Raw genomic sequence first — 23,607 nt, 5'->3', positions numbered from 1 at the left:
TCTTTCATCGGGTGGGTGTCATGAGGCGTACGACGCCTGAGGCGGCGGCGTGAACCCGTTCGCGGCGACTCGGCAAGTACAGGGTGTGACCACCCACCATCCTGACACCCACCGACCCCACCAACGGACGGACTGTCCATGACCGACCTGGCCGGCGGCGACGCCGAGCTCATCGCGGCCTCACTCGAGGAACCCGAGCGTTTCGCGGCGCTCTTCGACCGTCACGCCCCGGCGATCCATCAGTACGTCGCCCGACGGCTCGGGCGGGACGCGGCCGACGACGTCACCGCTGAGACGTTTTTGACGGCCTTCCGGATACGGGCCCGGTTCGACCCGGCCCGCGCCGGCGTCCGGCCCTGGTTGTACGGCATCGCCGCCAAGCAGATCGGCCGGCACCGCCGGGAGGAGGTCAGGGCGCTGAAGCTGCTCGCCCGCACCGGCCACGACCCGGTCGCCGACAGCTGGACCGACTCCGCCGACGACCGCCTCGCTGCCGAGGCCGCCGCCCGCCCACTGGCCGGGGCGCTGGCCCGGCTCTCCGCGGGTGACCGGCACGTCCTGCTGCTCTTCGCCTGGGCCGACCTCGGCTACCAGGGGATCGCCGAAGCCCTCGACATTCCCGTCGGCACCGTCCGCTCCCGCCTCAACCGCGCCCGCCGGAAGCTGCGCGCCGCAACCGGCGCGGCCAGTGGCCCCCTCATCGAGGCTCGCACACACGAAGGTGACCCCGCATGAACGAGCTCTCCGAACTCCGCGGCCTGCGCGCCGACGCACCCCTTCCCGACGCCGACCGGCTCGCCGCGCCGCGGGCCCGGCTCACCGCGGCGTTCCGGCAGGACACCCGCCCTGAGCGCGCCGTCCTTCCCAGGCGCCGGATGATCCTGGTCGGCGCCGCCACCGCAGGGGCCCTCGCCGTGACCGCCGGGATTGTCGCGACCCTGCCCGGGGACAGCACCCGCGCCTCCGCGAGGAAGGGCCCCCAGGTGCTGTCGGCAGGCGCCTCCGCCGACGCCCTCGAACTGGCCGCCGCGACCGTCGAGAAGCACGACAGCACCGAACCCGGCCCGAAGCAGTGGGTGTACGAGAAGAGCACCGTCTTCGTCCAGGGCAAGCCGCAAAGCAGCGAGGAGTGGACCCGCTGGGACGGCACCGGGCACGCCAATCTGCCCGGCATCCCCCCGGCCGGTGACGTCTCGGACTTCGACCCGGACGAGCTCCAGGTCTGGTACGGCCCCAACCAGGAGGAGAAGTGGAAGAAGGAGGGCTACGACGACCGCTCCCAGCGGCAGTTCTACCGCTTCCTCACCACCCTGCCGAGCGACCCCGACCGCATGATGAAGCGCATCCGCGAGGAGCACGCCACCGGCTCCGTCGAGGGGGAGACGCGCGCACAGCGCGACTGGCGGGAGATCGACGTCCTGTACCGGTCGGTGCTGATCCCGCCGAACGTCCAGGCGGGCCTGTTCCGGGCTCTCGCGAAGATCCCCGGCACCCGGGTGACGACCGGTGTGAAGGACCCGCTCGGCCGCGCGGCGATCGGCGTAAGCGTGACCTACACCGAGAGGACGCCCTCGGGCTGGCAGGGCAAGCAGGAGATCTTCTTCGATCCCGAGAGCTACGCCTACCTCGGGGAGACCCGGGACGACGGGGAGATGGTCAGCGCCCGCGCCGCCTGGGGCGTCGTCAACAAGCCCGGCGCCCGCCCCTGAGCACCCGCGAGGGAGCGCTCGGTGTCACACCGGGCGCCCCCTCGTCGTCGTACCGGCTACTCCGGGCCGCCGCATCCGCGGCCTGGGCCTTCAGTGCGCGCTCCACTTAGTCCAGCGGCGTCAGCTCCGGTTGGGTGGCGACGAGATTCCGCGCGTTCCTTTGTGAGGAATGGGTTGGCCAGTGCGGGCGTCGAGCAGGACACGGCCCCCCACGGGCCGGGCCAGTTCGACCGTCACCTGTTGCATCCTCGCCTGCTTGGTGCAGGTGCCACTGCTCTTGTGGTCCTTGACGGTGGCCGACAGCACGACAGTGCCGCGGGTTTCCAGCACGTCCACCTCGGGGCCTTCGTCGCAGCCACCATCGAGGGCGACCACGACCACCGAACGCCCGTCTGCGGCGATCTCCACGAGCCGGTTGAGCGGATACCCGGGGATGTCACGGGCGGCCTTGATCGGTGCGGGGGGAGTTTTCGACGGGACGGCCGCTGCCTGCTTGAGCGGAGTGGCATAGCCGTCCAGGGTGAAGAGCCAGGCCGGGACCGTTGCCGGTCCGCGGCTGGTGGCCATGGTCATCTCGCCCAGTTCTGCTCCGGTCACCGTGAGGCGTGGTTCTCCACCGATGCGGGTGCCGACCAGGGCCCTGTACGCCTCGTTCGCCCCCACCAGCGGCCGAGTAAGCGAGCCGTCCCCGGCCCACGTCACCTGGCCGTCCTTCGGCCCGGCACCGGGCAGCTCACCTCTCAGGACGAAGTTCTGGTTCTCGTAAGCCTGCTTGTCAGCCTGACTGCGCAGGCCGCCGCGCGGCAGCTGGACCGCTTCCCCCAGGGGGTAGTAGCCGGCCTGCCACGCGGCGGCCGCGGCCGAGCCGTCCCAGGCTGCGGCGACCTGTCGGGCACGATCTGTGAGTACGTCCGTGTCGCCGCCGGCTGCCGCCCTCTGGCTATCGCAGCCGGAGACGGTCGCCAGGACGACAGCGGACACGGTAGCCCCGGTGAACAGACTGACCGAGCGCGATGCCCTGATGCGCATGTGTCCTCCCGGAGGAACAGACCGGCGGCTGGTTGTTCCGTTCTTGTGACGTAGCCGGGCTAGAACGGGTTTCACCGGTTGCAGCAGCTGAACAGGCCAGTGCTGTCAGTAGACGCGAAGGCCACGTTCATTCAGCACGGTCTGCACCTTCGTGAAGTAGTTCCGATAGGTGCCGCTGGAGGAGGTACACACGGTCCCACCGCTGCCGCCGGAGAGAAGGCCGAGAACCGTGGTTCCGTTCAGTGCCGGACCGCCGCTGTCGCCGCCCAGAGCGCAGTTGTTCGTCTCCACCATGCCGTACAACGTCTTGCCCTCCATGGTGACGGTCACGCTTCAGAACTCCTGACAGAACGGTCAGGTCGGACAACACGGCCTGGTCCGCCCGTGCTGGCCTTTGCCTCAGTCCGTGTGCTGACCGGACTCCTCGGCTCGGCATGGCAGCGGGCCGAGGCGGTCGCCGTACTGCCCCTGATGGGACGCCCGCTCGCCGGGATCCGCCTCGGTACGGGCTGGCAGTGCACTGCCGCGTTCTTCCAACTGCGCCGAGGAGTAGCGACCGGTCAACGCGGGCGAGATCGCGCGCTGACCCGCGCACTGTCTCGGTCGTCTTCTAGGGTCGTCCGTATGATGATCGACAATGGAGTCGGCGGCTCGCTCTTCGAATCCCTCCGGGCGGACGCCCTCACCAGCCCGGACCAGTTGCGCGAGCTCTACCCGCAGCCGAACCCGAACTCGCTCCGCAAGGAGATCGACCGCCTGACCGAGGAGACCCGGGCGCTGATCGGCTGTTCCTCGCTGGTGTTCATCGGCAGTGCGGACGTCGAGGGCCGGGCGGACGTGACGCCGCGTGGCGGCCCGGCCGGGTTCGTCTCGGTGCTGGACGAGCGGACCTTGGTGGTCCCCGACGCGACCGGCAACAAGCGGCTCGACACCATGCACAATGTGCTGCAGACCGGACGCGTCGGACTGCTCTTCCTCATACCCGGCCGCCCGACCACGCTGCGCGTCAATGGCCGCGCCTGCGTCTCGGCGCGCCGGGAGTTGCTCGCCCAACTCACTTCCGTCGGCAAACCGCCGGTCACGGCGATGGTGGTGCAGGTCGAGCAGGTCTATCCGCACTGCCCGAAGTCGTTGATGCGCGCCAATGTCTGGCAACCGGATCGGTGGGTGCCTGCTGACGCCCAGCCGACCAGCGCCGAGGTGATGCTGGCCCAGCTGAACCTGCCGGGCCTGACCGTCGACCAGGTCGAGGAGGCCGAACGGGAGTCACTACGCCTGCGTTACGAGTGAATTCGGACTGAGCACTCCTATCGCAATGAGTTCAGGCGGCACCGGCAGATGAGCACGCCTCCGAGGGTGAGGAAGGCTTCGTGGATGTCGTCGCGGCTCTCCCAGCGGATCCGCAGGCGGCGGAACCAGTGCAGGTGGGCGAACGCGCGCTCCATGAACCAGCGCTGGGTGCCGAGGCCGGAGCCGTGCTCGGTGCCCCGGCGGGCGACCAGCGGTTTCACACCGAGGTCCCGGACCAGGCGCCGGTACTTGTCGTGGTCGTAGCCGCGGTCGCCCAGCGCCACGTCCGGGCGGCGCCGGGGCCAGCCGCGCTTGCCCCGCACCGGCGGTACTGCGCCAAGTCAAGTACCGGCCCGATCTCATCGACGGATGCCTTGCCGGCACCGGACGCACCCCGACGAGACCACGCCCACGGTGAGGAGAAGCTCTTACGCGACGTCGGACGGGACAACAGCGCCGTCTGCTCGGCGTAGTTCTCCGGCTGCCAGAACCGCATAGGCGGCGCCGAGGAAGAGCACGCCTGGGATGGCGAGCACGGCGCGCTGATCGCTCTCCAGGACATCTTGGTAGCGGCTCTGGGAGATCTCGACCGTGCCGCGCGCATAGGGCGTCGTGTCGAAGGCGACATAACGGCCGTCCCTTACCTCGGCTGACTGTAGGTTCCCTTCCGTTGCCGTGCTGAAGACCGTCAGCACCACACCCCACAGGGCCAACGCTCCGAGGGCCATCTGCACCTTGCCGGGCAGGCACCGGAAGGCCAGCCATATCGCATGTTTGTCCGCGCCCGTAAGGACCAGCCGCACCAGAGCAGACGCAAAGGCCAGGAAGAGCGACACGAAACTCGCGGCCGTCAACCATCTCACGTCTGTGAGCGGCAGGGCCCCAGGCAGCCACGTGAGCGTGGCCAGCAACAAGAGCACGGCGCCCAGCCCGGCCGCGACACCACCATGCAGCTTGAAAGTCCACCCCATGCTTCACAGCGTGTCACAGAGTCCGGTCAAGGTCGTTGCCGTACACCCTGTGCGCACCTCAGCAGACGGCATACCGCAGGGACCACGATTCGTCAGCCCCCAACGACATCACGCCAACAAGGTCAGTGATAGCGTCGGGAAGCTTCTTGCCGACGTGGTCACCAAGATCGTCGAGGGCCTTGCTCAACTTCTCGGTCACGCCATCGATGGTGCTGTCAAGGACAGCGGTAAGGGAGTCCTTGCGCCGACCAGCATGGTCAGTTCTGCGGTGGTTTCGTTGACGAGGTCGAGGGGGCGCAGGGTATGGGGCATGGTGCGGGCGGCGTCCGCGATGACCGCGGCGTCCTTCGCGTCGGTCTTGGCCTCGCCGGGATAGACGATGCGCTGGACCTGCTGGAGGTGCTGATAGCGACGAAGCTGCTGGCCAAGGCGGAACGGGAGACGGTCAAGGAGAAGATCAGGACCCTGCCGAGGGTGGAGCACGCGTCGGCGAAGCCGGCGACCGCCTTGTTCGTGCGGCACCATGTCAACATGCTGGGCCGGTACTCCTTCCAGCTCCTCGACCTGCCCGGCGGCCTGCGGCCCCTGCGCGACAAGAACGCGGCCGACGGCGAGGAGGCACCGGCAAAGGCGTGCCGGACCGCGGTCGGCCGAGGTGCTTCGGCGGTACGAGGGCTTCAGCCCCCTTCCTCCGGTGCGCGGGCGGTGCCGCCGGCCGGGGTGAGGCAGCGGCGCACAAGTGCGAGGGTGCGCTGTGTGACCGTATCGAGGGGGGTGCCGTTCTCGACGGCGGCCAAGGCGGTGTGCAGCATTCCGGCGATCAGATCCGCCGTGAGCGCGGGCTCGGGAGCGCCGAGCTCACGGACGGCGGCGCGGAACGGTTCGACCTGTTCCAGGTGGAGTTCCCTCAACCGTTCCTGGCAGGCGGGAGGGAGACCGGCCCCCATGAGAGCGGCGGCGGGTCGGTGTGCGCCTTCGGCGCCGAGGCGGAGGCTCTCCCGGAAGAACGCCTCGACGCGTTCCAGCGGGCCGTTCGCGGCGGCCAGGGCGTCGGCGAGTGCCTCGTTGGAGCGCCGGAAGGCCTCCTCCGTGATGGTCGCCAGCAGGGCCGCCGAGGAGTCGAAGTACTGGTACACGCTGGAGCGGGCCAGGCCCGCGCGGGCGCCGACCGCCGCCGGTGTGACGGCGGCGGCGCCCTCGTTCACCAGGATGTCGATCGCCGCCCCGATCAGCGCCTCGCGCTGCTGGGCGCGGTGTTCGGCGACGGTGGAGGCGTTGATCTTCGGCATGCGGGACAGACTCCTGGCTGGCGGACAGGGCCGGGAGCGAGGCGCCGGCCCGCGGCCGCCGGTCAGGACAGGCGGCCGTCGACCATCTCGTACACCCGGTCGGCAGCGTCCATTATCGCCGTGTCGTGGGTGACCATGACCGTGGCGGTGCCGCGCTCGTGGGTCTGCTCGGCGATCAGCCGTACCGCCTCGGCCGAACGCACGCGGTCCAGCGCGGAGGTGGGTTCGTCCACCAGCAGGACGGCGGGGGAGGTCATCAGGGCACGGGCCAGGCCCGTGCGCTGGCGTTCGCCGCCGGACAGCTGGTGCGGCCGGGAACCGGTGCGGTGCGTGAGCCCGACCGCCTCGATGAGCTCGTCGGCCCTGGCCCGGGTTGCGGCGTCGAGGCGGCCGTCGATGTGCAGGGGCAGCAGGAGCTGTTCCCGGACGGTGAGGGAAGCCAGCAGGTTCGACTGCTGGAAGACGAAACCGATGTGGCGTCGGCGGGCCGCGGTGCGTTCCTTGTCCGACAGGGCGGTCAGCTCGGTGTCGGCGATGTGGACCGTGCCCGAGGTGGGCCGCTGGAGGCCGCCGGCGACGGCGAGGAGGCTGGACTTGCCGGACCCCGAGGGGCCGACGACCGCGACGAACTCACCGGGAGCGACGGTCAGATCGACGTGGTCGAGAGCTGTCACGGCGGTATCGCCGTCTCCCAGGGTGAGGGTGACGTCGAGCAGGCGCAGTCCACCGGAGCCCGCGGCGTCCGCGGCGGCCCGGTGGTCGGTGGCGGAGGTGGTCATCGGGTGGCTCCCAGAGCGGTCAGGGGGTCGACGGCGGTGATGCGGCGGACGGCGACGACGGCGCCCACGGTCCCGAGGACGATGAGGAGGCCGGAGGAGGTGGCGATGGCCGGGGCGGACAGGGAGAACGGGGCCTTGCCGATCATCGCGCTGCCCAGGGCCAGGCCGATGGCGGTGCCGAGGGCCGTCGCGCCGACGAGCACGGCGACGACCTGGGCGAGCGCGTCGCGCAGGATGTATCCGGTGGGGGCGCCGAGCGCCTTCAGCAGGGCGATCTCGGCCTTGCGCTGCACGGTCCAGACGGTGAAGAACGCGCCCACGACCAGGGCGGAGATGGCGTACAGGAAGCCCTTGATCAGGGCCATGGTGCTCGACTCGGCCGTGTAGCCCGGGGACGCGCCGAAGGTGGCCTCCTTGGTGTCGGCGCGGGTGGCGGTCGCCTTCTCCACGGCGACGACGTCGGCACCGTCCTCCAAGGTCAGGGCGACGGCCGTGGCCTGCCGACTGGCGGCCTCGGGGAGGTCACCCGGCAGGCCGTAGTGCAGGTGACGCCAGGTGTCGAGGTCGGCGTAGGCGACGCCGATGTGGCCGTAGGAGACGGTCTCGTCGACCAGGCCGACGACCTTCAGCCGCACCTCGCTCTTGTCCGCGGTCAGGACATCCCCGACCGCCACCCCCAGGTCGGCGATCTCCCGGGTGATGACGATCCCCCCGCCGCCGTCCTCCAGGCCCTCACCCTTGCTGGGGCTGGGGGCCAGAGGGGAGTCCGGTGCCATGCCGAAGACGGCGAGGTTGACCTGCTCGCCCTTCTCGGCGCCCTGGGTCACCTGGGCATTGGCCAGCGTGTTCCCGAACGGCTCCGCCCGCTCCACCCCCGGGGCCTCGGACCACGCCTGCCAGTCCTCCTGCTCCACGGTTGAACGGGAGAACTGTTCGCTGGTCGCCTTCTCGTCGAAGGCCATGTGGGTCACGGGCAGCGCGCGCAGACCGGATATACCGGCGTCCGCCAGACCTGAAGCGAGTCCTGAGAGGAGCACGCCGAGGACGGCGATGAGCGCGACCACCGCACCCATCAGAGCGAAGCGACCGCGGGCGAAGCGCAGATCGCGTAGGGCAAGGAACACGGAACTCTCCGAGCGACGAAGGGGATGAGGGCACGACAGGCCGGACACACGCCTCTTTGCTTAATCTTGACGACGTGAGCGTCGGCATCTCATCGAATGTTACCGACACGCCCGTCGGTATGTTGCGCCGCGTACGCCAGCCGGACCTTCCCGACCGGACTGTCGTCCCCGCGGGTGCGGCCTGGCTTCGCCTGGGGTTCATACCGGGTCCGTCGGCCGGTCGGATCGCTCACCCGGCCAGGCCGCGCGGGCATGCTGCGGGTGGCAGCCTGCTCCGCGATCAGCGACGGCTGCCGCCGGGAGCGAGCAGGCTGGTGAGATCGGCGATCGACTCCGGGGACGGCTTGAAGTAGCGGCGGACGTTCTCCGGCTTCTTGTGCCAGGACTTCGCCATCAGCATCAGCAACGACGCGCCCTGTTCGCCGAGGTGGGTCAGGGAGGAGTGGCGGTACTCGTGCAGGTCCCAGCCGGTGCCCATCCCGCGCACGGCGGTGTGCTCGTCCAGCAGCGCCCGAGCCTGCCCGTACGACAGCCGGGCAAACCCGGTGTCCGGGAAGACGTCACGCGCACTGAGCACCTTGCCCGGTTCCGGACGGCTGTGGGTGACGAAGACTGGCCCGCGGGTGCGGCCGTGCAACAGCCGGGGCAGGAACCGGGCAGTGCCGGCGTCCAAGTGCACGGTCTCCAGCACGTGGTCCCCGTGGGCCTGGCCGCGGCGGCGGGGCTTGGTCCGGGCTCCCTTCGTCTTCGCCGGGCAGCGGTGCCCGGCGAAGACCAGTTCCTCGATGTTCACCTCCAGAATCTCTTCCGCCCTGGCCGAGATCTCGTGGGGCATCCGCCACAGCGTCCTCTCCCGCAGGTGAACCTCCCGGCGGGCGATCAGCCGGTCGACGGCCATCTTCGAGCGACCGGGGTCCAGGAGTCCGGCACCGCCAGTCGCTTCGCCCATGCCGGGACTGTCGGGGACGTTGTCACGTTGGCTGACCGGCTTGGGATGATCTTGGAGTTGATCGTGCCGGGGAGGATGCGCTCGTGTCGTCCGCGCCGCCGTCGTGCAAAGGGCACCGGTACCCGGTGGGAGGCATCGCGCACTGCGTGTGGCTGTGCTTCCGTTTCCCGCTCGGCTTCCGCGAGGTCGAGGAGCTGATGCTCGAGCGCGGTGTCGTCGTCTCCCACGAGACCGTCCGCCGTTGGTGCGCGAAGTTCGGGCAGGGCCGCGCCAACGGACCGCGTCGCCGCCGACCTCGGCCCGGGGACAGACGGCACCTGGACGAGGTCTTCATCAAGGTCGGCGGAGAACTGAAGTACCTTGGGCGGGCCGTCGACCAGGACGGGAACGTGCTCGACATCCTCGTGCGGAGCCGCCGGGACAAGACCGCGGCCCAGCGCTTCTTCCGCCGCCCGCCGAAGACGACCCGCACGGCGCCGCGGGTGGTTGTCACGGACAAGCTCCGCTCCTACGGAGCGGCCCACCGCGAGGTCGTGCCTTCGGTCGGGCACCGCTCGCACAAGGGCCTGAACAACCGGGCGGAGAACGGTCATCGGCCGGCGAGGCAGCGCGGACGCGCGCTGCGGGGCTTGCGCAGCGTGGGCGGGGCCCGGCGGTTCCCGTCCGCCTTCAGCGGCATCTCACCTTACTTCCGCCCCCGCCGCCCGATGACCGCCACCGACTACCGCACCGAAACGCGCCACCGCTTCACCGTCTGGAACCGGATCACCGGGGCCGGCGGCCTGTCTGCCACCCCCTGAGCACGAAAGCCGGAACCCCGCCGCACAACGCCCTGACGCACCCCTATCCAGCACCTCACCCAACAAGTTGACAACGCCGCATGTATAGCCGGGCTTGGCTTCAGTCGGCTGTGCTGTCGGATCTTGGGCGGGCCGCCGTGCGGGCTGGGGAGGGCTGCCGTGTTTGTCGTCGAGCTGGCGCTTGGGCGGCTGGATGGCTGGGTCAGGCCTTGTGGCGGGTTGGCGATGTTCTGGCTCGGAGTGCGGGGTCGTTGCGCAGGCGGAGGAAGGTGATGAGCAGGGTGAGTGCCTGCAGCAGGGCGCATGCGCCGATGAGGCTGTTCAGGTAGGGCGGTGGGGTGAGGGCGAGCAGGAGGCCGGCGAGGGGGAAGGGCAGCAGCAGGAGCAGGATGGTCAGGGAGAGGGTGGTGCCGAAGGCGGCGGGTGGGATGACCTGCGAGCGGAGGGTGCGCAGGACGATGGTGAGCCCTCCGTCGGCGGCCATGAAGAGGGCCACGAGGACGACGTAGCCGGTGTAGGAGGGGGCCTGGGGCACGGCGAGGCAGGCGGCGGCCGCGACGGTTGCGCTGATGGCGCCGATCCCCCACAGGCCGAGCCGGTCGAGGCCGGCCCGGCAGCAGGCGACCGCGATCAGGGTGGCGGCCGCGGCGATGGACCAGAGCGCGCCGGCGGCGGCCGCGGAGTGGCCGAAGCGGTGCTCCACGAGGATGGGGGTGGCCGCTTGCAGCAGCCCGAGCATGAGGTTGGCGCAGGCCAGCCCGGCCACCAGCCGGCGCAGGGACGGCAGGGAGCGCAGGGTCTGCCATCCCTCCCGCAGGCCGCCGCCCGGTGCCGGTCCGCCGTGGCGGGCGGCGCGCAGGGGGGTGGACGGGGTCTGCAGGGCGAGTGCGGCGGAGGCGAAGGACAGCACGCTCAGGCACGCCAGCATGGACGTCGGGCCGGTGAGCAGCAGGGCGCCGCCCAGGGCCGGGCCGATGAGGGTGGCCGTCTGGTCGATGCCGATCAGCACCGACTGCACCTTGTGGGCCTGCCCGTCGGTGCGGCGGCTGACGACGGCGCCGACCGCCTCGTTGGCGATGAAACTGAACTGGGTCAGCGCCCCGGTCACGGCCGCCAGGGCCATGACGGTGACGGTCTCGCCCGTCCCCGGCTCCAGCACGACCAGCGCGACACCGCCGCCGGCGACCAGCAGAGCGCGGGTCAGGGAGGCGAGGAAGCACACGATCGCCGCGCCGCTGCGGTCCACCAGGGCGCCGGCGAAGCCGAACGCGGCCACCCGGGGTATCCACTCCAGCGCGAAGGCCAGGCCCGTCAGGGAGGCGGAGCCGGTGGTGGCCAGCACCACGAGCGGCATGGCATAGGTCGCCATGGAGTAGGCGAGGGCGTCGCACGCGCGGGGTGCGTAGACGCGCCGGAACAGGCTGCCTGTGGGGACGGCGGCGTGCCGGCCGGCCGGCTGGACCTCAGGTAGGGAGACAGTCACGACGTGGGGGGTCTTTCGCTGAGTGGGGGAGGGGACGGCCAAGGCGTTGCCAGCCGCTCACGCGGAGGAGAACGCCACCGTCGGACAAGCCATGGGCAGGACATAACGCTGCACGTGAAATCCGCTCGAAACGCCGCAAGGTGAACAGGGGGCGGGTCCGCCACGGGGGATGAACGGGCCCGCCCCTGTCTTGGTGCCGCCCGCGTACCTCTCCCGGAGTGCAGGCGGCGACTATCCGCGTCCCACGCCCAGCCGTGGAAGCGGGTGCCCCGCCTGCACGGCTGCGGCTACGTCGGCATCCCGAGATCCGCCCGAGCATCCTGTACGTACCGCGCACATGGAACACCGCTGGCCGCAGTTCCACCACCGAGCCGGAATAGATCGTCCGCTTCACTACCTGGGAGTAGATCACCGGTGTGACAAAGCGAGTCGGCTGAGCGAACTCCTTCGGCTCCGGTGAACCCTCGTGCCTCGATACGGAGTCAAGGCGCGGTGGATGTTGTTTCGTCGAACGCAAGGGCTGAAGTTGCTGTGCTGCCTGTGAGGGTGGCGAGCATGGCGCGGATATTGGTCAGTTGTGCGCTGATGCTCTCGCGGCGGATGGCCAAAGCAGCGAGTTCTCGTTCCAACTCGCTGTGAATTCGGTCGGCCTTGTTGTTCGCCTCGGTGAGGATGTCGTCGGCCTGGTGTTGCGCTGTTTGCTTGGTCTCGCTGGCGCGGCGCTCGGCGTCCCTCCGTAGCTTCTCGGCTTCCAGGCGCATTTGTTCGGCGCGGCGCTCGATTTCCGCGAGTCGTGCTTCGACTTTCGCCCGACGTGAGGCCAGGTCGCGTTCGGCTTGGTCGCGTCGCTTGGCAAGACCTGCTTCGAAATCCGCTGCGGCCTGGGCGGCGCGGGCGCGGGTGTCTTCGAAGAAAGCGTCTGCTTCCTCCCGGACGGCGGCCGCGTGTTTGTTTGCCTCAGTGCGCAGTTCGGCGGCCCGCGCCTGGGCGTTCTCGACTATTTGCATGCACTGTCGGTCGTTCTCGGCTTTGAGGCCGGCCGCGAACGTGTCGGCGTCTGCCCGCAGACGGTCGGCCGCTGCCACGGCCTCCGCATACTCGTGATCGGCGGCCTCGCGGGCCGCGCGGCCCAGCTCCTCGGCTTCTTCCTCAGCGAGACGAAGCATCTCTTCGATGCGTGGCCCTAGGAGCGCATACGAGGGTTCAGCGTCGCTGCCCTGCGCTTGGGGGGCCTCTGTCTCTGCCAGCAGCTCCTGGATGCGTTGTTCCAGCGCGGCTATGCGAGAGAGGGCCTTGTTGCGGTCACCGACAAGCTCGTTGACCCGGCTCTCGACTTGATCGCGGTCATAGCCGCGACGCACGAGGTCAAAGAGCGAGGGGAGGGAGGTTTCAGTCATGGAGTTCCTGTGGAGAATTCGAGGGGAAACTCGGCTGCAGCACGACTCGCCAGCAACCCGCTGAGTTGGGTCACTGGATGATCCTTTTTATCAGAAAGATTCGCTGAGTAATCACCCAGCCTCAGTTTGTTATGTAACCTTTCAGTCACTGCAGGGACATAAGCATCTTCTCGCGTGCGAAACCGGCCGCCTTGAACCGCCGTTCCGGGCGGCGGCGGGCCCGCTCGTCGCACTCGGCCATCAGCAACTCGGCGAGGAAGGGCGCACAGGCCGGCCATGGCCAGGTGAACGCCCTGGCAGCACGCCGGACCATCCCCGAACCGGAAGCTCGGCCAGTCTGCCCGTACAACCCGGCACGAGATGGGAAACGGAAGGTCCTCCCCCCTCGGGAGTGAAGGAAGGCCTCCCTCAACCAGCCGCCGCTCCCTCGCCCTGCACGAAGCGGCCCGAGCGTCAGGTAAGGCAGGTCACAAGCGGCCCAGGCGAAAACGGCACGCGAGTATGATCCTTTTGTGCGGAAATGTCACGCCCACTGCACGCCGAGTTCCTGCAGTGCGTCGCGTTGCTCGGCGGTGAGTTTGTCACGGCGGGTCTTGGTGTTGGAGCCCCACACTCCTACTGACCTTCAACGCGTGGTGTCGTCATGGTGGCTCGCGCTGGAGGCCCGTGTCGGTGAGGCAGCCGTCGAGGACGCCGTGTCGGTACTGGAGTCGGCGTAGGCCGCGTCGGACCGCGGTGATCAGGTCGTCGGGGTCGGCGAAGGCCCGGTTGGCCGTGGTGGTGCATTGCAGCACGGACCAGATGCCCTCGACCGGGTCGAGATCGGGTGTGTAGGGCGGCGGCTGGACGACGGTGAGCCAGTCGCGGTCGGCGATGTAGCGGCGCATCCCGGCGGTCAGGTGGGTGTTGAGATGGTCCCCGACCAGCACGATCGGGCTGCCGAGCTGCCGGTGGGCACTCTGGATCAGGTCGCGGTAGTCCTGCCAGGAGAAGCTTTTGCGTCCGTCGGGCCGGGCGTCGGGGCAGGGCCGGTGGATCAGCCTCGAGGGTTCGCCGGTCTTGTGGCGGGCCAGGGCGGTGACCGATGAGCGGCGGCGGGAGCGGTCCCGGACGCGGACCGCAGGGGGGTGGCCGCGGCGGGACCAGGTGCGGGTGGCAGGAGGCGTCATCGAGAAGCCGGCCTGGTCCTCGAAGGCGAGCCGGGCTTCGAGCGCCGCCACGGTTCTCCCACCCGGGGCCAGGTCTCCATCGCCCAGCCGGCCACCGCCGCCTCGTCGCGTTCGATGGCACGTCGGGCGGGGACCTGGCAGGTCCAGCCGTGCCGTCTGAGCAGCGCGGCCACACCTTGTACGGTGTGGCTCTGGTGGAACCGGCGCCCGATCAGGGTCTTGATCCGCGCCAGGGTCCAGGTCTGGTCCGGCCGGCCGTGCGCGATCGGGCCCTTGGCCAGCTCCCGCTCGAGCACGGCGAACAGCCCGTCGTACCCAACGTCGGCGTGCGGCCGGTGAAGTCCGCGAGCAAAGTGGGAAAGACCTATTGGGTGCTCACCGTGCCCCCGAGCACCCAGGCCCCGCACGCGGTCGAGGCTCCGGGCAACGACCACAACTTCCGCGTGCGCGTCCGGCACGGCACCACGATCCGCACTCTCGCCGAATCCGAGATCGCCCAGCGCTACCGTGACCGCTTCCAGGCCGCCTCCAACGACGCCGACCGCCCGCACCAGGTCGCCGACGCGGGCTTCGGCTACCTGTCGACCTATCTGACCAGCACCGCGCACGGCGGTCGGGCGGTCTCCCCAGGGCGACCTACTACCCGGGCTGGGCCGGCCTGGCCGCAGTTCCGGCCGTACGGGGCACCTGTGCCCTGACCACTCGGGCGGACCGGAACGCGGTGTTCGACCGGTTCTTCAAGCTCGCCGGTGAGGGAGTGACCCCCCGTGTGCAGCCGGACCGTCCCGTGCTGGTCGGCCGCCGCCAGGTTCGCTTCGAGGGCGGTCCCACCGGTCAGCTTCACCAAGACGGCGCCTTCTACGTGGCGCCGCCCATCGACTTCCAGGGCGACCAGTTCGACTCCGATGGACCCGAGCGGTTGTACCAGCGCGGACTCGAACTCGACCTCGTGGCCCTGGTGCAGGCTGCCGCAGCTTGGGCGGCAGAGACCGGAGTGGCGGGTGACCTGATGCTCTCCGCCGCACTCCACCGTTTCGACGGCAGTGAGGAGGCCGTGCGCCTGGTCGTGTCGGAGAGCGCCTTCCAACACGGTCCCTTGATGCCGATCCCAGCAACTCCCGCGCAAACCACAGCCGATCTCACCGCCATCGTCGCAGACAAGCGCGAGGCTGTCGTCGTGGCTTGCGCCCTCGTCTCCGACCTGCTGGCCGACATGGGAGCCCACCAGCCTCACGTCCTGACCTCCGAAGGGGACATCCTGACCGACCGACTCAACGCCGACTTCCGCCAGGCGCTCACGGGCTGGGACGTGTGAGGCGGCAGCCACCTGCCAGCCGACAGCACGAGACCCCGGGCCTGAAGGGGCCCGGGGTCCGGCAGATCGGCGAGCGGTCAGGAGACTGTCTCAGTCGGGGTGTCGAAACGGCCCGTGAGTAACGCGCCGTACCGGTTCGTCCGCGCCGGAATCCCCAGAGTGCGCAGCAGGTGCCAGAGCAGGGCCTGATTGCTGGCCACGACGGGGAGGCCGAGCCGGTCCTCGATGCGCTGCAGCTGGTCCGCCACGCGGATGCCCGCGCAGCTCAGCAGCACGCCGTCGATCGTCGACGGGTCGAGCGAGGCGGCCAGGCCGAACCAGTCGTCGGGCTCGATCATGGCCTGTTCCACCGGTGTCGCCCTCGGCAGGCTCAGGTGGGTGATGACGTCGACGCCGTGCGACCGGAGGAACTCCCGCTCCGCCTCGACGACCTCGTCCGGATACGGCGTCAGCAGAGCGGGCCGACGGACACCGGCGGCCCGGAGCGCCGCGAGCACCGCTTCGATCGTGGTGACCGAGTCGATCCCGGTCGCGGTGCCGATCCGCTCCCTGATCCGGTCCGGCCCCGCGAGCAGGGTGGCGGCGGTGCAGTTGACCGCGATGACGTCGACGTCGGCGTCCGCCAGGAGCCGGACGTGCTGCTCCAGGTTCTCGACCAGGCCGAGGTCGTCGGCGATGCCGGTGTTGCGGAACGGCAGGCGGGTGGTGAGGAACTGCACGCCCTCGGGAGCCATCAGCTGGATCTCGTAGTCGCACAGCCCGCCGGACGGGTACAGGTGGCCGATCCGGGCGAGGTGGCCGAAGCCGAGGCTCACGCGGCGGTCTCGGAACTCGCCGTGGGATGCGGGACGTCCTCGTCGAGGTGGGAGGCGACGAGGTCGGCGAACCGGGCCGACTGGTCGACCATGGGGGAGTGCCCGGCGCCGGGCATCTCGACGGAGCGGGCCGTGGGGATCCCCGCGGCGAGTACGGCGGCGTGCTCGGCGGTGCGCGCGCAGTCCTCGCTGCCGCGGACCACGAGCGTCGGCGCGGTGATGCGTTCGAGGCGGGGGCGGAGGTCCAGTCTCCGTGCCGCGCCGAGGACGGCCGCGAGGTAGGCGGGGTCCGTCCGCAGCACCGCCTGGACATAGGTCTCCCAGGTGGGGGCGTCGGGGCGGCCGGTGAACAGCATGCCGATCGTGTCCTCGGCCGCGGCGCGGGAGGCGGCCCCGCCGTCGCGGCCGACCGCGATCCACCGGTCGACGGCCCGGGCGAATCCGGGCAGTGCGCCCTCCGTGCTCGCCCCCGTGCCGACCAGGACGAGGCGGCGCACGCGGTGCGGCACCGTGGAGGCGATGACCTGGGCGACGATCCCGCCGACCGAGTTGCCCACCACGTCGACCCGGTCGAGGCCCTCGGCGTCCAGCATCGCGACCACCGCGTCGGCGAGGGCAGCCGGGCCGGCGTCGGCCGACCACTCGCCGGCGGCGGGCGAGTAGAGGTCGACGGCGTAGCACGGTCGCCCGGCGAGACGTTCCATGGTGGAGGTCCAGAACTGCCAGCAGCCGAACCAGGGGTGCAGGAACACGACCGGTGTCCCGTCGGCGGAGGGCTCCGTCACGTGGTAGGAGAGCGACGTCCCGGGCAGGGGGACCGTCCGGTGCTGGGTGTCCAAGGCTTGGCTCCTCAAGGATCGAAGGTCGGATGTCAGGGGGCAGAGGGGCAGGGGTCGGCTGTGGTGGTCGGTTCCGGGGAGCGGTCCAGGTCCTCGAGGAAGGCGCGGACCGCCGCGGCGAACTGTTCGGGCCGGTGGTCGACGGCCGGCACGCCGGTGCCGGACAGGACGGCCGTACGGGCTCCGGGCAGCGCGGCGGCGATCTTCGGGAGGTCCGGCAGCGAGAACTCGTCCAGCTCACCGCAGAGGGCGAGCGCCGGTGAGCGGACCAGCCCGATCCGCTCCTCCATCCGGTAGCGGTTCACCGCCAGGTGCCCCTCCTCGATCCGGTCGAGGACGCCCAGCCCGTCCCGGACCAGGCGGTCGAGCAGGTCCGGCCGGTCCACCGGGTAGTACCGGGAGCGGTTGGTCCACAGCTGGAGGACGTGGGAGCCGTCCGGAGCCGGCACGACGTGGTCGATGGGCGCCCGCCGGGCCACGAGCCGCCGGCGTTCGGCGTCGACGAACGGCATGCCGGACAGCACGAGGCCGTGGACCCGGTCCGGGGCGGTGGCGGCGGTCTCGAGGGCGACCACCGCGCCGGTGTGGTGCCCGACCAGGGCGACCCGGTCGAGGCCCAGGTCGTCGCAGAGGTCCAGCACCCCGGTGGCGAACAGCTCGATGCTGAAGGGCCCGGCCGGGCGGGCGGACTCCCCGAAGCCCGGGGTGTCCATCGCGATGGCCCGGAACCCGTCGCCGAGCAGCGGCAGCACGTCGCGGTACTCGTCCCAGGACCGTGGGGTCTGGTGCAGCAGTAGCACCGGGGCGCCGCTGCCGTGCTCGGCGTAGTGCACCTGGCCGTGGCGGGTGTCGGCGAAGCCGCGGCGCACAGGGGTCTTCGATCGGGACATGATCACCGAGTGACCTGTTCGGCCTCGGCCGGTGCCGTGGTGGCCGGTTCCTCGGTGGTCGGTTGCGGGTCGGTGCCGGACGGCAGCCGCAGGAAGAGACCGGCCGCCAGGGACAGCAGAGCGGTGACCGCCATGTAGCCCGCGATGGCGGGCCAGCCTCCGGTGGTCTGCAGCAGCCAGGCGGAGACGGCGGGGGCGGCGGCGTTGCCGGCGATGAGCCCGATGGTGAAGCCGACCGACATACCCGTGAACCGGACGGCCGGGGGGAAGACCTGGGAGAAGTAGGCGGGGACCACCGCGTAGTTCGCGGAGTAGCCGACGAACAGCAGCGAGAAGCCCAACAGCATCAGGGCGTAGTGGCCGGTGTCCAGCAGGGCGAACCAGACGAAGGGCAGCACGACGAGGGCGGCGGCACCGGCCAGGAACACCGGCCGCACGCCGACGCGGTCGGAGAGCCGGCCGAACAGCGGCAGACAGACGAGGATCACGGCGCACGCGGGCAGGAGCACGGTGAGCATCGTGCTGTTGTCCAGACCGAGAGCGGTCTTTCCGTAGGTCAGCGAGAAGACCGTCGTCATGGTGAAGGCGCTGCCCGCGGCGATGATGCCCACGGCCACCAGCAGCACCGTGCCGAGGTGGTTGCGCAGCACCTCGAGGATCGGCACCTCCTGGACGGTGCCCTGCTCCTTGGCCGCGGCGAAGTCGGGCGACTCCTCCAGCGAGTACCGCGCGACGAGTCCTATGACCACGAGGACGCCGCTGAGCAGGAACGGGACGCGCCAGCCCCAGGACATCATCTGGTCGTCGGGGAGCTGGAAGACCAGCAGGAAGACCAGGTTGGCCAGCACCAGGCCCGCGGTGGCCCCGGTGTTGACGAGCGAACCGAACAGGCCGGGCTTGCGGTCCGAGTGCTCCACCGTCATCAGGACCGCGCCGCTGTACTCGCCGCCGACGGAGAAGCCCTGCAGCAGCCGGGCGACGATGAGGAGGACGGGGGCGGCGATGCCGATCTGGGAGTAGGAGGGCAGCAGCCCGATCGCGAAGGTCGCCACGCCCATCAGGATGAGGGTGGAGACGAGCACGGTCTTGCGGCCGATGCGGTCGCCGAAGTGGCCGAAGACCAGGGCGCCGAGCGGTCGGGTGAGGTAGCCGACGGCGAAGCTGGACAGCGACAGCAGCGTGCCCACCGTGGGATCGGTCGACGGGAAGAACAGTTCGGCGAAGATCAGTGACGCGGCCAGGCCGTAGATCGCGAAGTCGTAGTACTCGATGGTGGTGCCGATCCAGCTCGCGAAAACGGCCCTTCTGCCCTGCTGTCTTGCAGATGGCGTCGTGGTCATGCGTCCTCCGAGAAAACGGGCCGAGGCGGTCGGCCAAGTCGAAAAGGGACGTCGGCGAGGTCTGGGGGCTCTGGTTCTGCGGGCTCCCCGGCCTGCGGGCGTGCGGATGGTTCTCGGTCTGCGCCGTGGGGGTGCGCGGGCGGGGACGCTGCGGGGACTTCCCAGGATGACATCGGCGAGCGACCTGGGGTGTCCGCCGGTCGCACAATGTTCCGTACAGCGTCTCGTGCAGTGCCCCGTACTGTGTACGAAGCTCTCCGGTCGCGTCAAGGGGTCGGGCTGGCTGAAAAGTGCCCGTCGGCTGCTGTGTGCGAGGGAGTGACCGCGATGGAGGGCCCGGGCTCCGGCTGATCGGAAACCGGCGCCCCGGCGGTGCCCGGGTGGCACGCCGGGCCGGGGGGTTGGGCCGGGGGGCGGGCCGCGGGGGTGGCGGCCTCGGCTGGGGCCGGTGGGGCGGGGGGTCAGGCCCGGGCGTCGTCCCCGGCGAGCGTGCGGAGCGTGCTGTCGATGTACGCCTCGAGGCCGGCCTCGAACAGCGCGTCGGAGGGTAGCTCGGTGACCTCCTCGGCGAGGCCCACCACCAGCGGGAACTCCTCGATCGGGAGGGCCGCGTAGAAGTGGCTGCGCTGCCGTCGCTGTTCGGCGCCCTCGTCGGCGGCCAGCCTGCCCCACGGCCGGGGCGTCTGATAGCTGGCGAAGCCGATGGCGTAGGTGATGAGGAAGCCGTAGCAGCGCACGGCCAGGGGGCCCGGGATCCCGGCGTCGACGAGCCGGCGCAGTACCGCCTCCATGGCGCCGCGCAGTGCGGTGGGGCTGTCCGTGATGCGGGTGGAGAACAGCCGGACGACGCTCGGGTGCTCGCGCATCATCGCGAGGAAGGCGTGTCCGACGGTGCGCAGCGCCTCGGCCGGCCCGGGGTCGGGTTCGGCGGGCAGGCGCATCCGGCCCAGCACGTGGTCGGCCATCCCGTCGAGGATCTCTTCCTTGCTGCGGAAGTAGCTGTAGAGGGTCATCGTGCCCACGCCCAGCTCGGTGGCCAGCCGCCGTACGGTCAGCCGGTCCAGGTCCCCCTCCGCGTCGGAGATGCGCAGGGCCGCGTCGATGATCCGCTCGGGTGTGAGCGAGTTGTCACCGCGCGGGGATCGCTTCTGCTGCCGAGCCATGGAGCCCCTCCTGATCGCACTGCGGTCACAAGGTACCGGACATCGTCCCGTACGTCTGTCCCGCCTGTCCGCCGAGTGCGACGGGCTCTGTACGCCCTCTCGTCCGGGGGCTTCACAGAGTTGCTCGTATTGCGTACCGTACTTAGTACTGAACCCGGAGGTGAAGATGTCCGACAGCGAGAACGGCGTCCTGGAACTCGAGGTCGTCGCCCTGCGGCAGGAGTCCGACTGTGTGCTTTCGGTCGAGCTCGCCGACCCCGAGCGGCGCCTGCTGCCCGCCTGGGAGCCCGGGGCCCACATCGACCTCGGGTTGCCGGAGCACGTGCGCCAGTACTCCCTGGTCGGCGATCCGGCGGAACGCGACCGCTACCGCATCGCCGTCCTGCGGGAGCCGAACTCCTCCGGGGGGTCGGCCTACGTGCACGAGGTGCTGCGGCCCGGCGAGACCGTCGAGGTCGGAGGGCCGCGCAACCACTTCCCGCTCGTCGAGGCGAAGAGCTACCTGTTCATTGCGGGCGGCATCGGGATCACGCCCCTGCTGCCGATGATCCGCCGGATCGACGCGCAGGGCGGGGACTGGCGACTGCTCTACGGCGGGCGCACCCGCCGCTCGATGGCCTACCTGTCCGAGCTCGCGCCCCACGGGGACGCGGTGGAACCGCGGCCGTTCGACGAGTTCGGTCACCTCGACCTCGATGCGGCCCTCGGCGAGCCGGTCGAGGGGACGGCCGTGTACTGCTGCGGCCCGGAGGGACTGATCGCGGCCGTCGAGCAGCGGTGCGAGAGCTGGCCGGCGGACGCCCTGCACGTCGAGCGCTTCTCCGCCCGCCCCCGTGACGACGAGGACGACCTGCAGCCGTTCGAGCTGGTCCTGGGCCGGTCCGACCGCCGGCTGGCCGTCCCCGCGCACTGCTCGGCCCTCGACGTCCTGGACGCGGCCGGCATCGCCGTTCCCAACGCCTGCCGGGACGGCGTCTGCGGCAGCTGCGAGCTGCCGGTCCTGGAAGGCCTGCCCCTGCACCGCGACTCACTGACCGACCCCGACCGCACCGACGTCTTCCTGCCGTGCGTGTCGCGGGCACGGACCGGAGAACTGGTGCTCGACCTCTGAACGGGCGGTCGTGAACCGCCACCCCTCGCGACCGGCCGATCCCCCGACTCCGACGATCGCACGGTCCCCCGTACGAACCCCCGTTGACTGGAGACATCGTGACCGCACCCACCGACCCGACCCCCGAGGCCGCACCCCGTCGGGCCCCGCGTTCCCGCGGTGCCGCGGCCCGTCCGACGACACCGGTCGAGCCCGGCCCGCCCGTGCAGGAGGGCACGGACTGGTCGGCGTGGCCGACCTACAACTCGGCCGAGCTGGGGTTCCGCAACTACTGGTACCCGACCATCTGGGCCCACCAGGTCCAGCAGAAGCCGGTCCCGATCACCCTGGCCGGTGAGCGGATCGTGCTCATCCGCGACGGCGACACCGTGCGCGGTCTGCACGACCGCTGCCCGCACCGCGGTGTGCCCCTGTCGCTGGGCCGACGGCAGTTCCCCGGCACGATCAGCTGCGCCTACCACGGCTGGACCTTCGGCCTGGAGACCGGAAGGCTCGACGCCGTCATCACCGACGGACCCGACAGCCCCATCTGCGGCAAGCTCTCCGTCGCCACCTACCCGGTGGAGGAGCGCCTGGGCCTGCTGTGGGTCTACATCGGCGACGTGGAACCCGGCGAGGAACCCCCGCCGGTCGAGCGCGACATCCCCACCGAACTCACCGAGAACACGCTGGTGCTCGGCGGCCGGTCGGAGGTCCGCGACGGCAACTGGCGCTTCGGCGCCGAGAACGGCTTCGACGAGGGCCACGCGAAGTACCTGCACAACACCGCACTGTGGCGCCTGTTCAAGGTCATGCCGACCTGGAACAAGACGCGCATCGTCGAGAAGGACGGCTGGCTGATCCGCGTGCAGGACGAACTGCACTACGAGGCGGAGTTCCCCGGCGTCGGCACCTTCACCAACAAGCGCTGGTGGAAGCGGGTGCCCCTGCCCGACCACCCCGACAAGAACGGCGACGCCAACCCCGTGATCGCCGCCATGGACATCCCGGGCTTCGTGTCGGTCCGGATGCCCGGACTGCTGCGGGTGGCCTACCCGAAGTTCATCCACTACGAGTGGTACGTCCCCGTCGACGCCGACCACGTGCGCTACGTGCAGCTGATGGTGCGCTTCGAGACCGGTGCCACGGCACTGGCGTTCAAGGCGAAGTACCTGTCCGCCTTCCGGTGGCTGTTCCACGGCCAGTTCACCCGGCAGGACGCCTGGATGGTCAACGTCACGGACGCCCCGCCGGAGCGGCTCTACCGGCCCGACCTGTCGATCAACGCCTGGCGCCGGCACGTCGAGAAGCTCCAACCGGTCGTCCAGCCCACCGAACGCCGTGTCGGCCACTGAGCCGGCCACCGCGCCGGCCCACGGCTGGGCCGGGGCCGCCCACGGCCCGGTCACCGCCGTCCTGCACGGCGGTGGCCCGGGCTGCCACACGACCTCGGACTTCGCCGCGGTGATGGCGCTGCGGCCGCAGCGCCGGTGGCTGTGGGTGGACCTGCCCGGCTACGGCGCCTCGGCCACCGGGCAGCCGGCGCCCCAGCGGTCCGTCACGGCCGCCGCCGACGGTCTCGCCGCGCTGCTGGAGCGGCTCGGGACCGAGCGGGTCGACGTACTGGCCCAGTCGTACGGCGGGACGGTCGCGCTGAAACTCGCGGCCGACCGGCCCGAGCGGCTCGGCCGGATCGTGCTCATCGGCAGCCAGCCCACGCCCGCACCGGGCGGGGCGGGACCGCTGCGCACGGACCCCGGACTCGCCGTCCGGGCCCGCACCGAGTACTACGGCGGCGACGGCCCCAGCCCCGCGAAGACGCGGGCGCTGCTGGCCGAGCTGGAGTGGTACGACGCCACCCGCATCCCGGAGCCGACGGTGCTGGCCCGGTACCGGGCCAGCACCACGGCCGGCGCCCTCGCCACCGCCCACCTGCCCGCCCCCGCCGAGGACCTGGGCCCCGCCCTCGGCACCGTCCGGGCCCCCACCCTGGTCCTGTGGGGGCGCCACGACCCCTTCGCCGGCCCGGACTACGCGGCGGCGCTCGCCGACGCGCTGCCCCGCGGTGACCTCGCCGTCATCGGCCGGACCTCCCACCACCCCCAGGCCGAGCGTCCCGCCACCGTCGCCGCGCTCGCCGACGCGTTCCTCACCGACAGGAGCTGA

The 23,607-nt window shown here is 70.8% G+C and carries 27 protein-coding genes and 3 pseudogenes; 9 read left to right on the top strand and 21 right to left on the bottom strand.

Going from position 1 to position 23,607, the window contains the following annotated elements; genetic code table 11:
- The first annotated feature begins 138 nt into the window (after window positions 1–138).
- Complete coding sequence (locus CP969_RS02365) at window positions 139–735, top strand: RNA polymerase sigma factor (protein WP_016828080.1); 597 nt, start codon at window positions 139–141, stop codon at window positions 733–735.
- On the top strand, window positions 732–1,709 hold the full coding sequence (locus CP969_RS02360) for a CU044_5270 family protein (protein WP_016828081.1): 978 nt from the start codon (window positions 732–734) through the stop codon (window positions 1,707–1,709). The genes CP969_RS02365 and CP969_RS02360 overlap by 4 nt, the downstream gene beginning before the upstream one ends.
- 120 nt (window positions 1,710–1,829) lie before the next feature.
- On the opposite strand, the gene CP969_RS02355 is transcribed toward CP969_RS02360, so the two are convergent.
- Together CP969_RS02355 and CP969_RS02350 are read right to left on the bottom strand one after the other, a co-directional pair.
- Window positions 1,830–2,738 carry a hypothetical protein gene (locus CP969_RS02355; RefSeq protein WP_016828082.1) on the bottom strand — a complete coding sequence of 303 codons (909 nt, stop codon included), beginning with the start codon at window positions 2,736–2,738 and terminating at the stop codon, window positions 1,830–1,832.
- Window positions 2,739–2,843: 105 nt separating this feature from the next.
- The gene (locus tag CP969_RS02350; RefSeq protein ID WP_016828083.1) at window positions 2,844–3,068 is read right to left on the bottom strand and encodes a trypsin-like serine protease; all 225 of its coding nucleotides are present in this window, start codon (window positions 3,066–3,068) and stop codon (window positions 2,844–2,846) included.
- A 294-nt stretch (window positions 3,069–3,362) separates the two neighbouring features.
- Here CP969_RS02350 and CP969_RS02345 point away from each other — a divergent pair, with 294 nt between their 5' ends.
- Window positions 3,363–4,028: an MSMEG_1061 family FMN-dependent PPOX-type flavoprotein gene (locus CP969_RS02345; protein ID WP_004993235.1), complete on the top strand. Its 666-nt coding sequence runs from the start codon at window positions 3,363–3,365 to the stop codon at window positions 4,026–4,028.
- A 17-nt stretch (window positions 4,029–4,045) separates the two neighbouring features.
- Here the strand turns inward: CP969_RS02345 and CP969_RS02340 are convergent.
- The 8 genes and pseudogenes from CP969_RS02340 to CP969_RS02310 all read right to left on the bottom strand — a co-directional run.
- Window positions 4,046–4,363, bottom strand: a pseudogene (locus CP969_RS02340) (transposase); the annotation flags it as partial.
- Window positions 4,364–4,456: 93 nt separating this feature from the next.
- The gene (locus tag CP969_RS02335) at window positions 4,457–4,999 is read right to left on the bottom strand and encodes a hypothetical protein (RefSeq protein ID WP_016828085.1); all 543 of its coding nucleotides are present in this window, start codon (window positions 4,997–4,999) and stop codon (window positions 4,457–4,459) included.
- A 58-nt stretch (window positions 5,000–5,057) separates the two neighbouring features.
- Entirely contained in the window at window positions 5,058–5,198 is a 141-nt protein-coding gene (locus CP969_RS33080; protein ID WP_016828086.1) for a hypothetical protein, read from the bottom strand.
- A gap of 44 nt (window positions 5,199–5,242) precedes the next feature.
- A pseudogene (locus tag CP969_RS02330) lies at window positions 5,243–5,377 on the bottom strand (IS110 family transposase); the annotation flags it as partial.
- Between the two features lie 299 nt (window positions 5,378–5,676).
- Window positions 5,677–6,288: a TetR/AcrR family transcriptional regulator gene (locus CP969_RS02325; protein WP_004993240.1), complete on the bottom strand. Its 612-nt coding sequence runs from the start codon at window positions 6,286–6,288 to the stop codon at window positions 5,677–5,679.
- A gap of 62 nt (window positions 6,289–6,350) precedes the next feature.
- Window positions 6,351–7,067, bottom strand: coding sequence for an ABC transporter ATP-binding protein (locus tag CP969_RS02320; protein WP_016828088.1), 717 nt, complete (start codon window positions 7,065–7,067; stop codon window positions 6,351–6,353).
- Window positions 7,064–8,191, bottom strand: coding sequence for an ABC transporter permease (locus CP969_RS02315; RefSeq protein WP_026085507.1), 1,128 nt, complete (start codon window positions 8,189–8,191; stop codon window positions 7,064–7,066). The genes CP969_RS02320 and CP969_RS02315 overlap by 4 nt, the downstream gene beginning before the upstream one ends.
- A gap of 280 nt (window positions 8,192–8,471) precedes the next feature.
- Window positions 8,472–9,157, bottom strand: a pseudogene (locus CP969_RS02310) (site-specific integrase); the annotation flags it as partial.
- A gap of 66 nt (window positions 9,158–9,223) precedes the next feature.
- Here CP969_RS02310 and CP969_RS02305 point away from each other — a divergent pair.
- Window positions 9,224–9,940 (top strand): IS6 family transposase, encoded by a 717-nt coding sequence (locus CP969_RS02305; RefSeq protein WP_016828091.1) that lies wholly within the window; start codon window positions 9,224–9,226, stop codon window positions 9,938–9,940.
- 202 nt (window positions 9,941–10,142) lie between these two features.
- Here the strand turns inward: CP969_RS02305 and CP969_RS02300 are convergent, their stop codons facing one another.
- The 6 genes from CP969_RS02300 to CP969_RS02275 form a co-directional block, all read right to left on the bottom strand.
- The gene (locus CP969_RS02300) at window positions 10,143–11,423 is read right to left on the bottom strand and encodes an MFS transporter (protein WP_016828092.1); all 1,281 of its coding nucleotides are present in this window, start codon (window positions 11,421–11,423) and stop codon (window positions 10,143–10,145) included.
- Window positions 11,424–11,905: 482 nt separating this feature from the next.
- Window positions 11,906–12,820, bottom strand: a complete 915-nt coding sequence (locus CP969_RS02295; RefSeq protein ID WP_016828093.1) for a coiled-coil domain-containing protein — start codon at window positions 12,818–12,820, stop codon at window positions 11,906–11,908.
- A 145-nt stretch (window positions 12,821–12,965) separates the two neighbouring features.
- The gene (locus CP969_RS02290; RefSeq protein ID WP_016828095.1) at window positions 12,966–13,133 is read right to left on the bottom strand and encodes a hypothetical protein; all 168 of its coding nucleotides are present in this window, start codon (window positions 13,131–13,133) and stop codon (window positions 12,966–12,968) included.
- A gap of 210 nt (window positions 13,134–13,343) precedes the next feature.
- On the bottom strand, window positions 13,344–13,433 hold the full coding sequence (locus tag CP969_RS02285; RefSeq protein WP_016828096.1) for a hypothetical protein: 90 nt from the start codon (window positions 13,431–13,433) through the stop codon (window positions 13,344–13,346).
- Between the two features lie 28 nt (window positions 13,434–13,461).
- Window positions 13,462–14,040: a transposase gene (locus tag CP969_RS02280; RefSeq protein ID WP_016828097.1), complete on the bottom strand. Its 579-nt coding sequence runs from the start codon at window positions 14,038–14,040 to the stop codon at window positions 13,462–13,464.
- Window positions 13,986–14,285 (bottom strand): helix-turn-helix domain-containing protein, encoded by a 300-nt coding sequence (locus CP969_RS02275; protein ID WP_039831363.1) that lies wholly within the window; start codon window positions 14,283–14,285, stop codon window positions 13,986–13,988. Before CP969_RS02275 ends, CP969_RS02280 begins: the two co-directional genes overlap by 55 nt.
- 57 nt (window positions 14,286–14,342) lie before the next feature.
- Here CP969_RS02275 and CP969_RS02270 point away from each other — a divergent pair, with 57 nt between their 5' ends.
- Together CP969_RS02270 and CP969_RS02265 are read left to right on the top strand one after the other, a co-directional pair.
- Complete coding sequence (locus CP969_RS02270) at window positions 14,343–14,687, top strand: hypothetical protein (RefSeq protein WP_171817451.1); 345 nt, start codon at window positions 14,343–14,345, stop codon at window positions 14,685–14,687.
- A gap of 23 nt (window positions 14,688–14,710) precedes the next feature.
- Window positions 14,711–15,304: a hypothetical protein gene (locus CP969_RS02265; protein ID WP_016828099.1), complete on the top strand. Its 594-nt coding sequence runs from the start codon at window positions 14,711–14,713 to the stop codon at window positions 15,302–15,304.
- 77 nt (window positions 15,305–15,381) lie between these two features.
- On the opposite strand, the gene CP969_RS02260 is transcribed toward CP969_RS02265, so the two are convergent.
- From CP969_RS02260 to CP969_RS02240, 5 genes are all read right to left on the bottom strand, one after another.
- The gene (locus CP969_RS02260; RefSeq protein ID WP_004993264.1) at window positions 15,382–16,119 is read right to left on the bottom strand and encodes a maleate cis-trans isomerase family protein; all 738 of its coding nucleotides are present in this window, start codon (window positions 16,117–16,119) and stop codon (window positions 15,382–15,384) included.
- The gene (locus CP969_RS02255) at window positions 16,116–16,958 is read right to left on the bottom strand and encodes an alpha/beta fold hydrolase (protein WP_016828100.1); all 843 of its coding nucleotides are present in this window, start codon (window positions 16,956–16,958) and stop codon (window positions 16,116–16,118) included. The genes CP969_RS02260 and CP969_RS02255 overlap by 4 nt, the downstream gene beginning before the upstream one ends.
- A gap of 32 nt (window positions 16,959–16,990) precedes the next feature.
- Window positions 16,991–17,848, bottom strand: a complete 858-nt coding sequence (locus tag CP969_RS02250; protein WP_039831820.1) for an alpha/beta fold hydrolase — start codon at window positions 17,846–17,848, stop codon at window positions 16,991–16,993.
- Between the two features lie 2 nt (window positions 17,849–17,850).
- On the bottom strand, window positions 17,851–19,188 hold the full coding sequence (locus CP969_RS02245; protein WP_016828102.1) for an MFS transporter: 1,338 nt from the start codon (window positions 19,186–19,188) through the stop codon (window positions 17,851–17,853).
- Window positions 19,189–19,649: 461 nt separating this feature from the next.
- Window positions 19,650–20,351, bottom strand: coding sequence for a TetR/AcrR family transcriptional regulator (locus tag CP969_RS02240; protein ID WP_004993268.1), 702 nt, complete (start codon window positions 20,349–20,351; stop codon window positions 19,650–19,652).
- A gap of 166 nt (window positions 20,352–20,517) precedes the next feature.
- On the opposite strand from CP969_RS02240, the gene CP969_RS02235 reads away from it, so the two are divergent.
- The 3 genes from CP969_RS02235 (at window position 20,518) to CP969_RS02225 (ending at window position 23,607) form a co-directional block, all read left to right on the top strand.
- Window positions 20,518–21,462: a PDR/VanB family oxidoreductase gene (locus CP969_RS02235; RefSeq protein ID WP_039831821.1), complete on the top strand. Its 945-nt coding sequence runs from the start codon at window positions 20,518–20,520 to the stop codon at window positions 21,460–21,462.
- Between the two features lie 98 nt (window positions 21,463–21,560).
- Window positions 21,561–22,796 carry a Rieske 2Fe-2S domain-containing protein gene (locus CP969_RS02230; RefSeq protein ID WP_016828104.1) on the top strand — a complete coding sequence of 412 codons (1,236 nt, stop codon included), beginning with the start codon at window positions 21,561–21,563 and terminating at the stop codon, window positions 22,794–22,796.
- On the top strand, window positions 22,783–23,607 hold the full coding sequence (locus CP969_RS02225; protein WP_016828105.1) for an alpha/beta fold hydrolase: 825 nt from the start codon (window positions 22,783–22,785) through the stop codon (window positions 23,605–23,607). The genes CP969_RS02230 and CP969_RS02225 overlap by 14 nt, the downstream gene beginning before the upstream one ends.

The organism is Streptomyces viridosporus T7A (genome assembly GCF_008704515.1).
GTDB classification, from domain to species: domain Bacteria; phylum Actinomycetota; class Actinomycetes; order Streptomycetales; family Streptomycetaceae; genus Streptomyces; species Streptomyces viridosporus.
The sequence above is the reverse complement of the archived record's forward strand: the minus strand, read 5'-3'. Positions and strand labels throughout refer to the sequence as shown.

Excerpts from the sequence above, each read along its gene's own strand:
- CP969_RS02320 (WP_016828088.1), bottom strand. The coding sequence starts at position 7,067 with ATGACCACCTCCGCCACCGACCACCGGGCCGCCGCGGACGCCGCGGGC.
- CP969_RS02325 (WP_004993240.1), bottom strand. The coding sequence starts at position 6,288 with ATGCCGAAGATCAACGCCTCCACCGTCGCCGAACACCGCGCCCAGCAG.
- CP969_RS02240 (WP_004993268.1), bottom strand. The coding sequence starts at position 20,351 with ATGGCTCGGCAGCAGAAGCGATCCCCGCGCGGTGACAACTCGCTCACA.
- CP969_RS02245 (WP_016828102.1), bottom strand. The coding sequence starts at position 19,188 with ATGACCACGACGCCATCTGCAAGACAGCAGGGCAGAAGGGCCGTTTTC.
- CP969_RS02235 (WP_039831821.1), top strand. The coding sequence starts at position 20,518 with ATGTCCGACAGCGAGAACGGCGTCCTGGAACTCGAGGTCGTCGCCCTG.
- CP969_RS02355 (WP_016828082.1), bottom strand. The coding sequence starts at position 2,738 with ATGCGCATCAGGGCATCGCGCTCGGTCAGTCTGTTCACCGGGGCTACC.
- CP969_RS02295 (WP_016828093.1), bottom strand. The coding sequence starts at position 12,820 with ATGACTGAAACCTCCCTCCCCTCGCTCTTTGACCTCGTGCGTCGCGGC.
- CP969_RS02335 (WP_016828085.1), bottom strand. The coding sequence starts at position 4,999 with ATGGGGTGGACTTTCAAGCTGCATGGTGGTGTCGCGGCCGGGCTGGGC.
- CP969_RS02365 (WP_016828080.1), top strand. The coding sequence starts at position 139 with ATGACCGACCTGGCCGGCGGCGACGCCGAGCTCATCGCGGCCTCACTC.
- CP969_RS02360 (WP_016828081.1), top strand. The coding sequence starts at position 732 with ATGAACGAGCTCTCCGAACTCCGCGGCCTGCGCGCCGACGCACCCCTT.
- CP969_RS02345 (WP_004993235.1), top strand. The coding sequence starts at position 3,363 with ATGATGATCGACAATGGAGTCGGCGGCTCGCTCTTCGAATCCCTCCGG.
- CP969_RS02290 (WP_016828095.1), bottom strand. The coding sequence starts at position 13,133 with ATGGTCCGGCGTGCTGCCAGGGCGTTCACCTGGCCATGGCCGGCCTGT.
- CP969_RS02250 (WP_039831820.1), bottom strand. The coding sequence starts at position 17,848 with ATGTCCCGATCGAAGACCCCTGTGCGCCGCGGCTTCGCCGACACCCGC.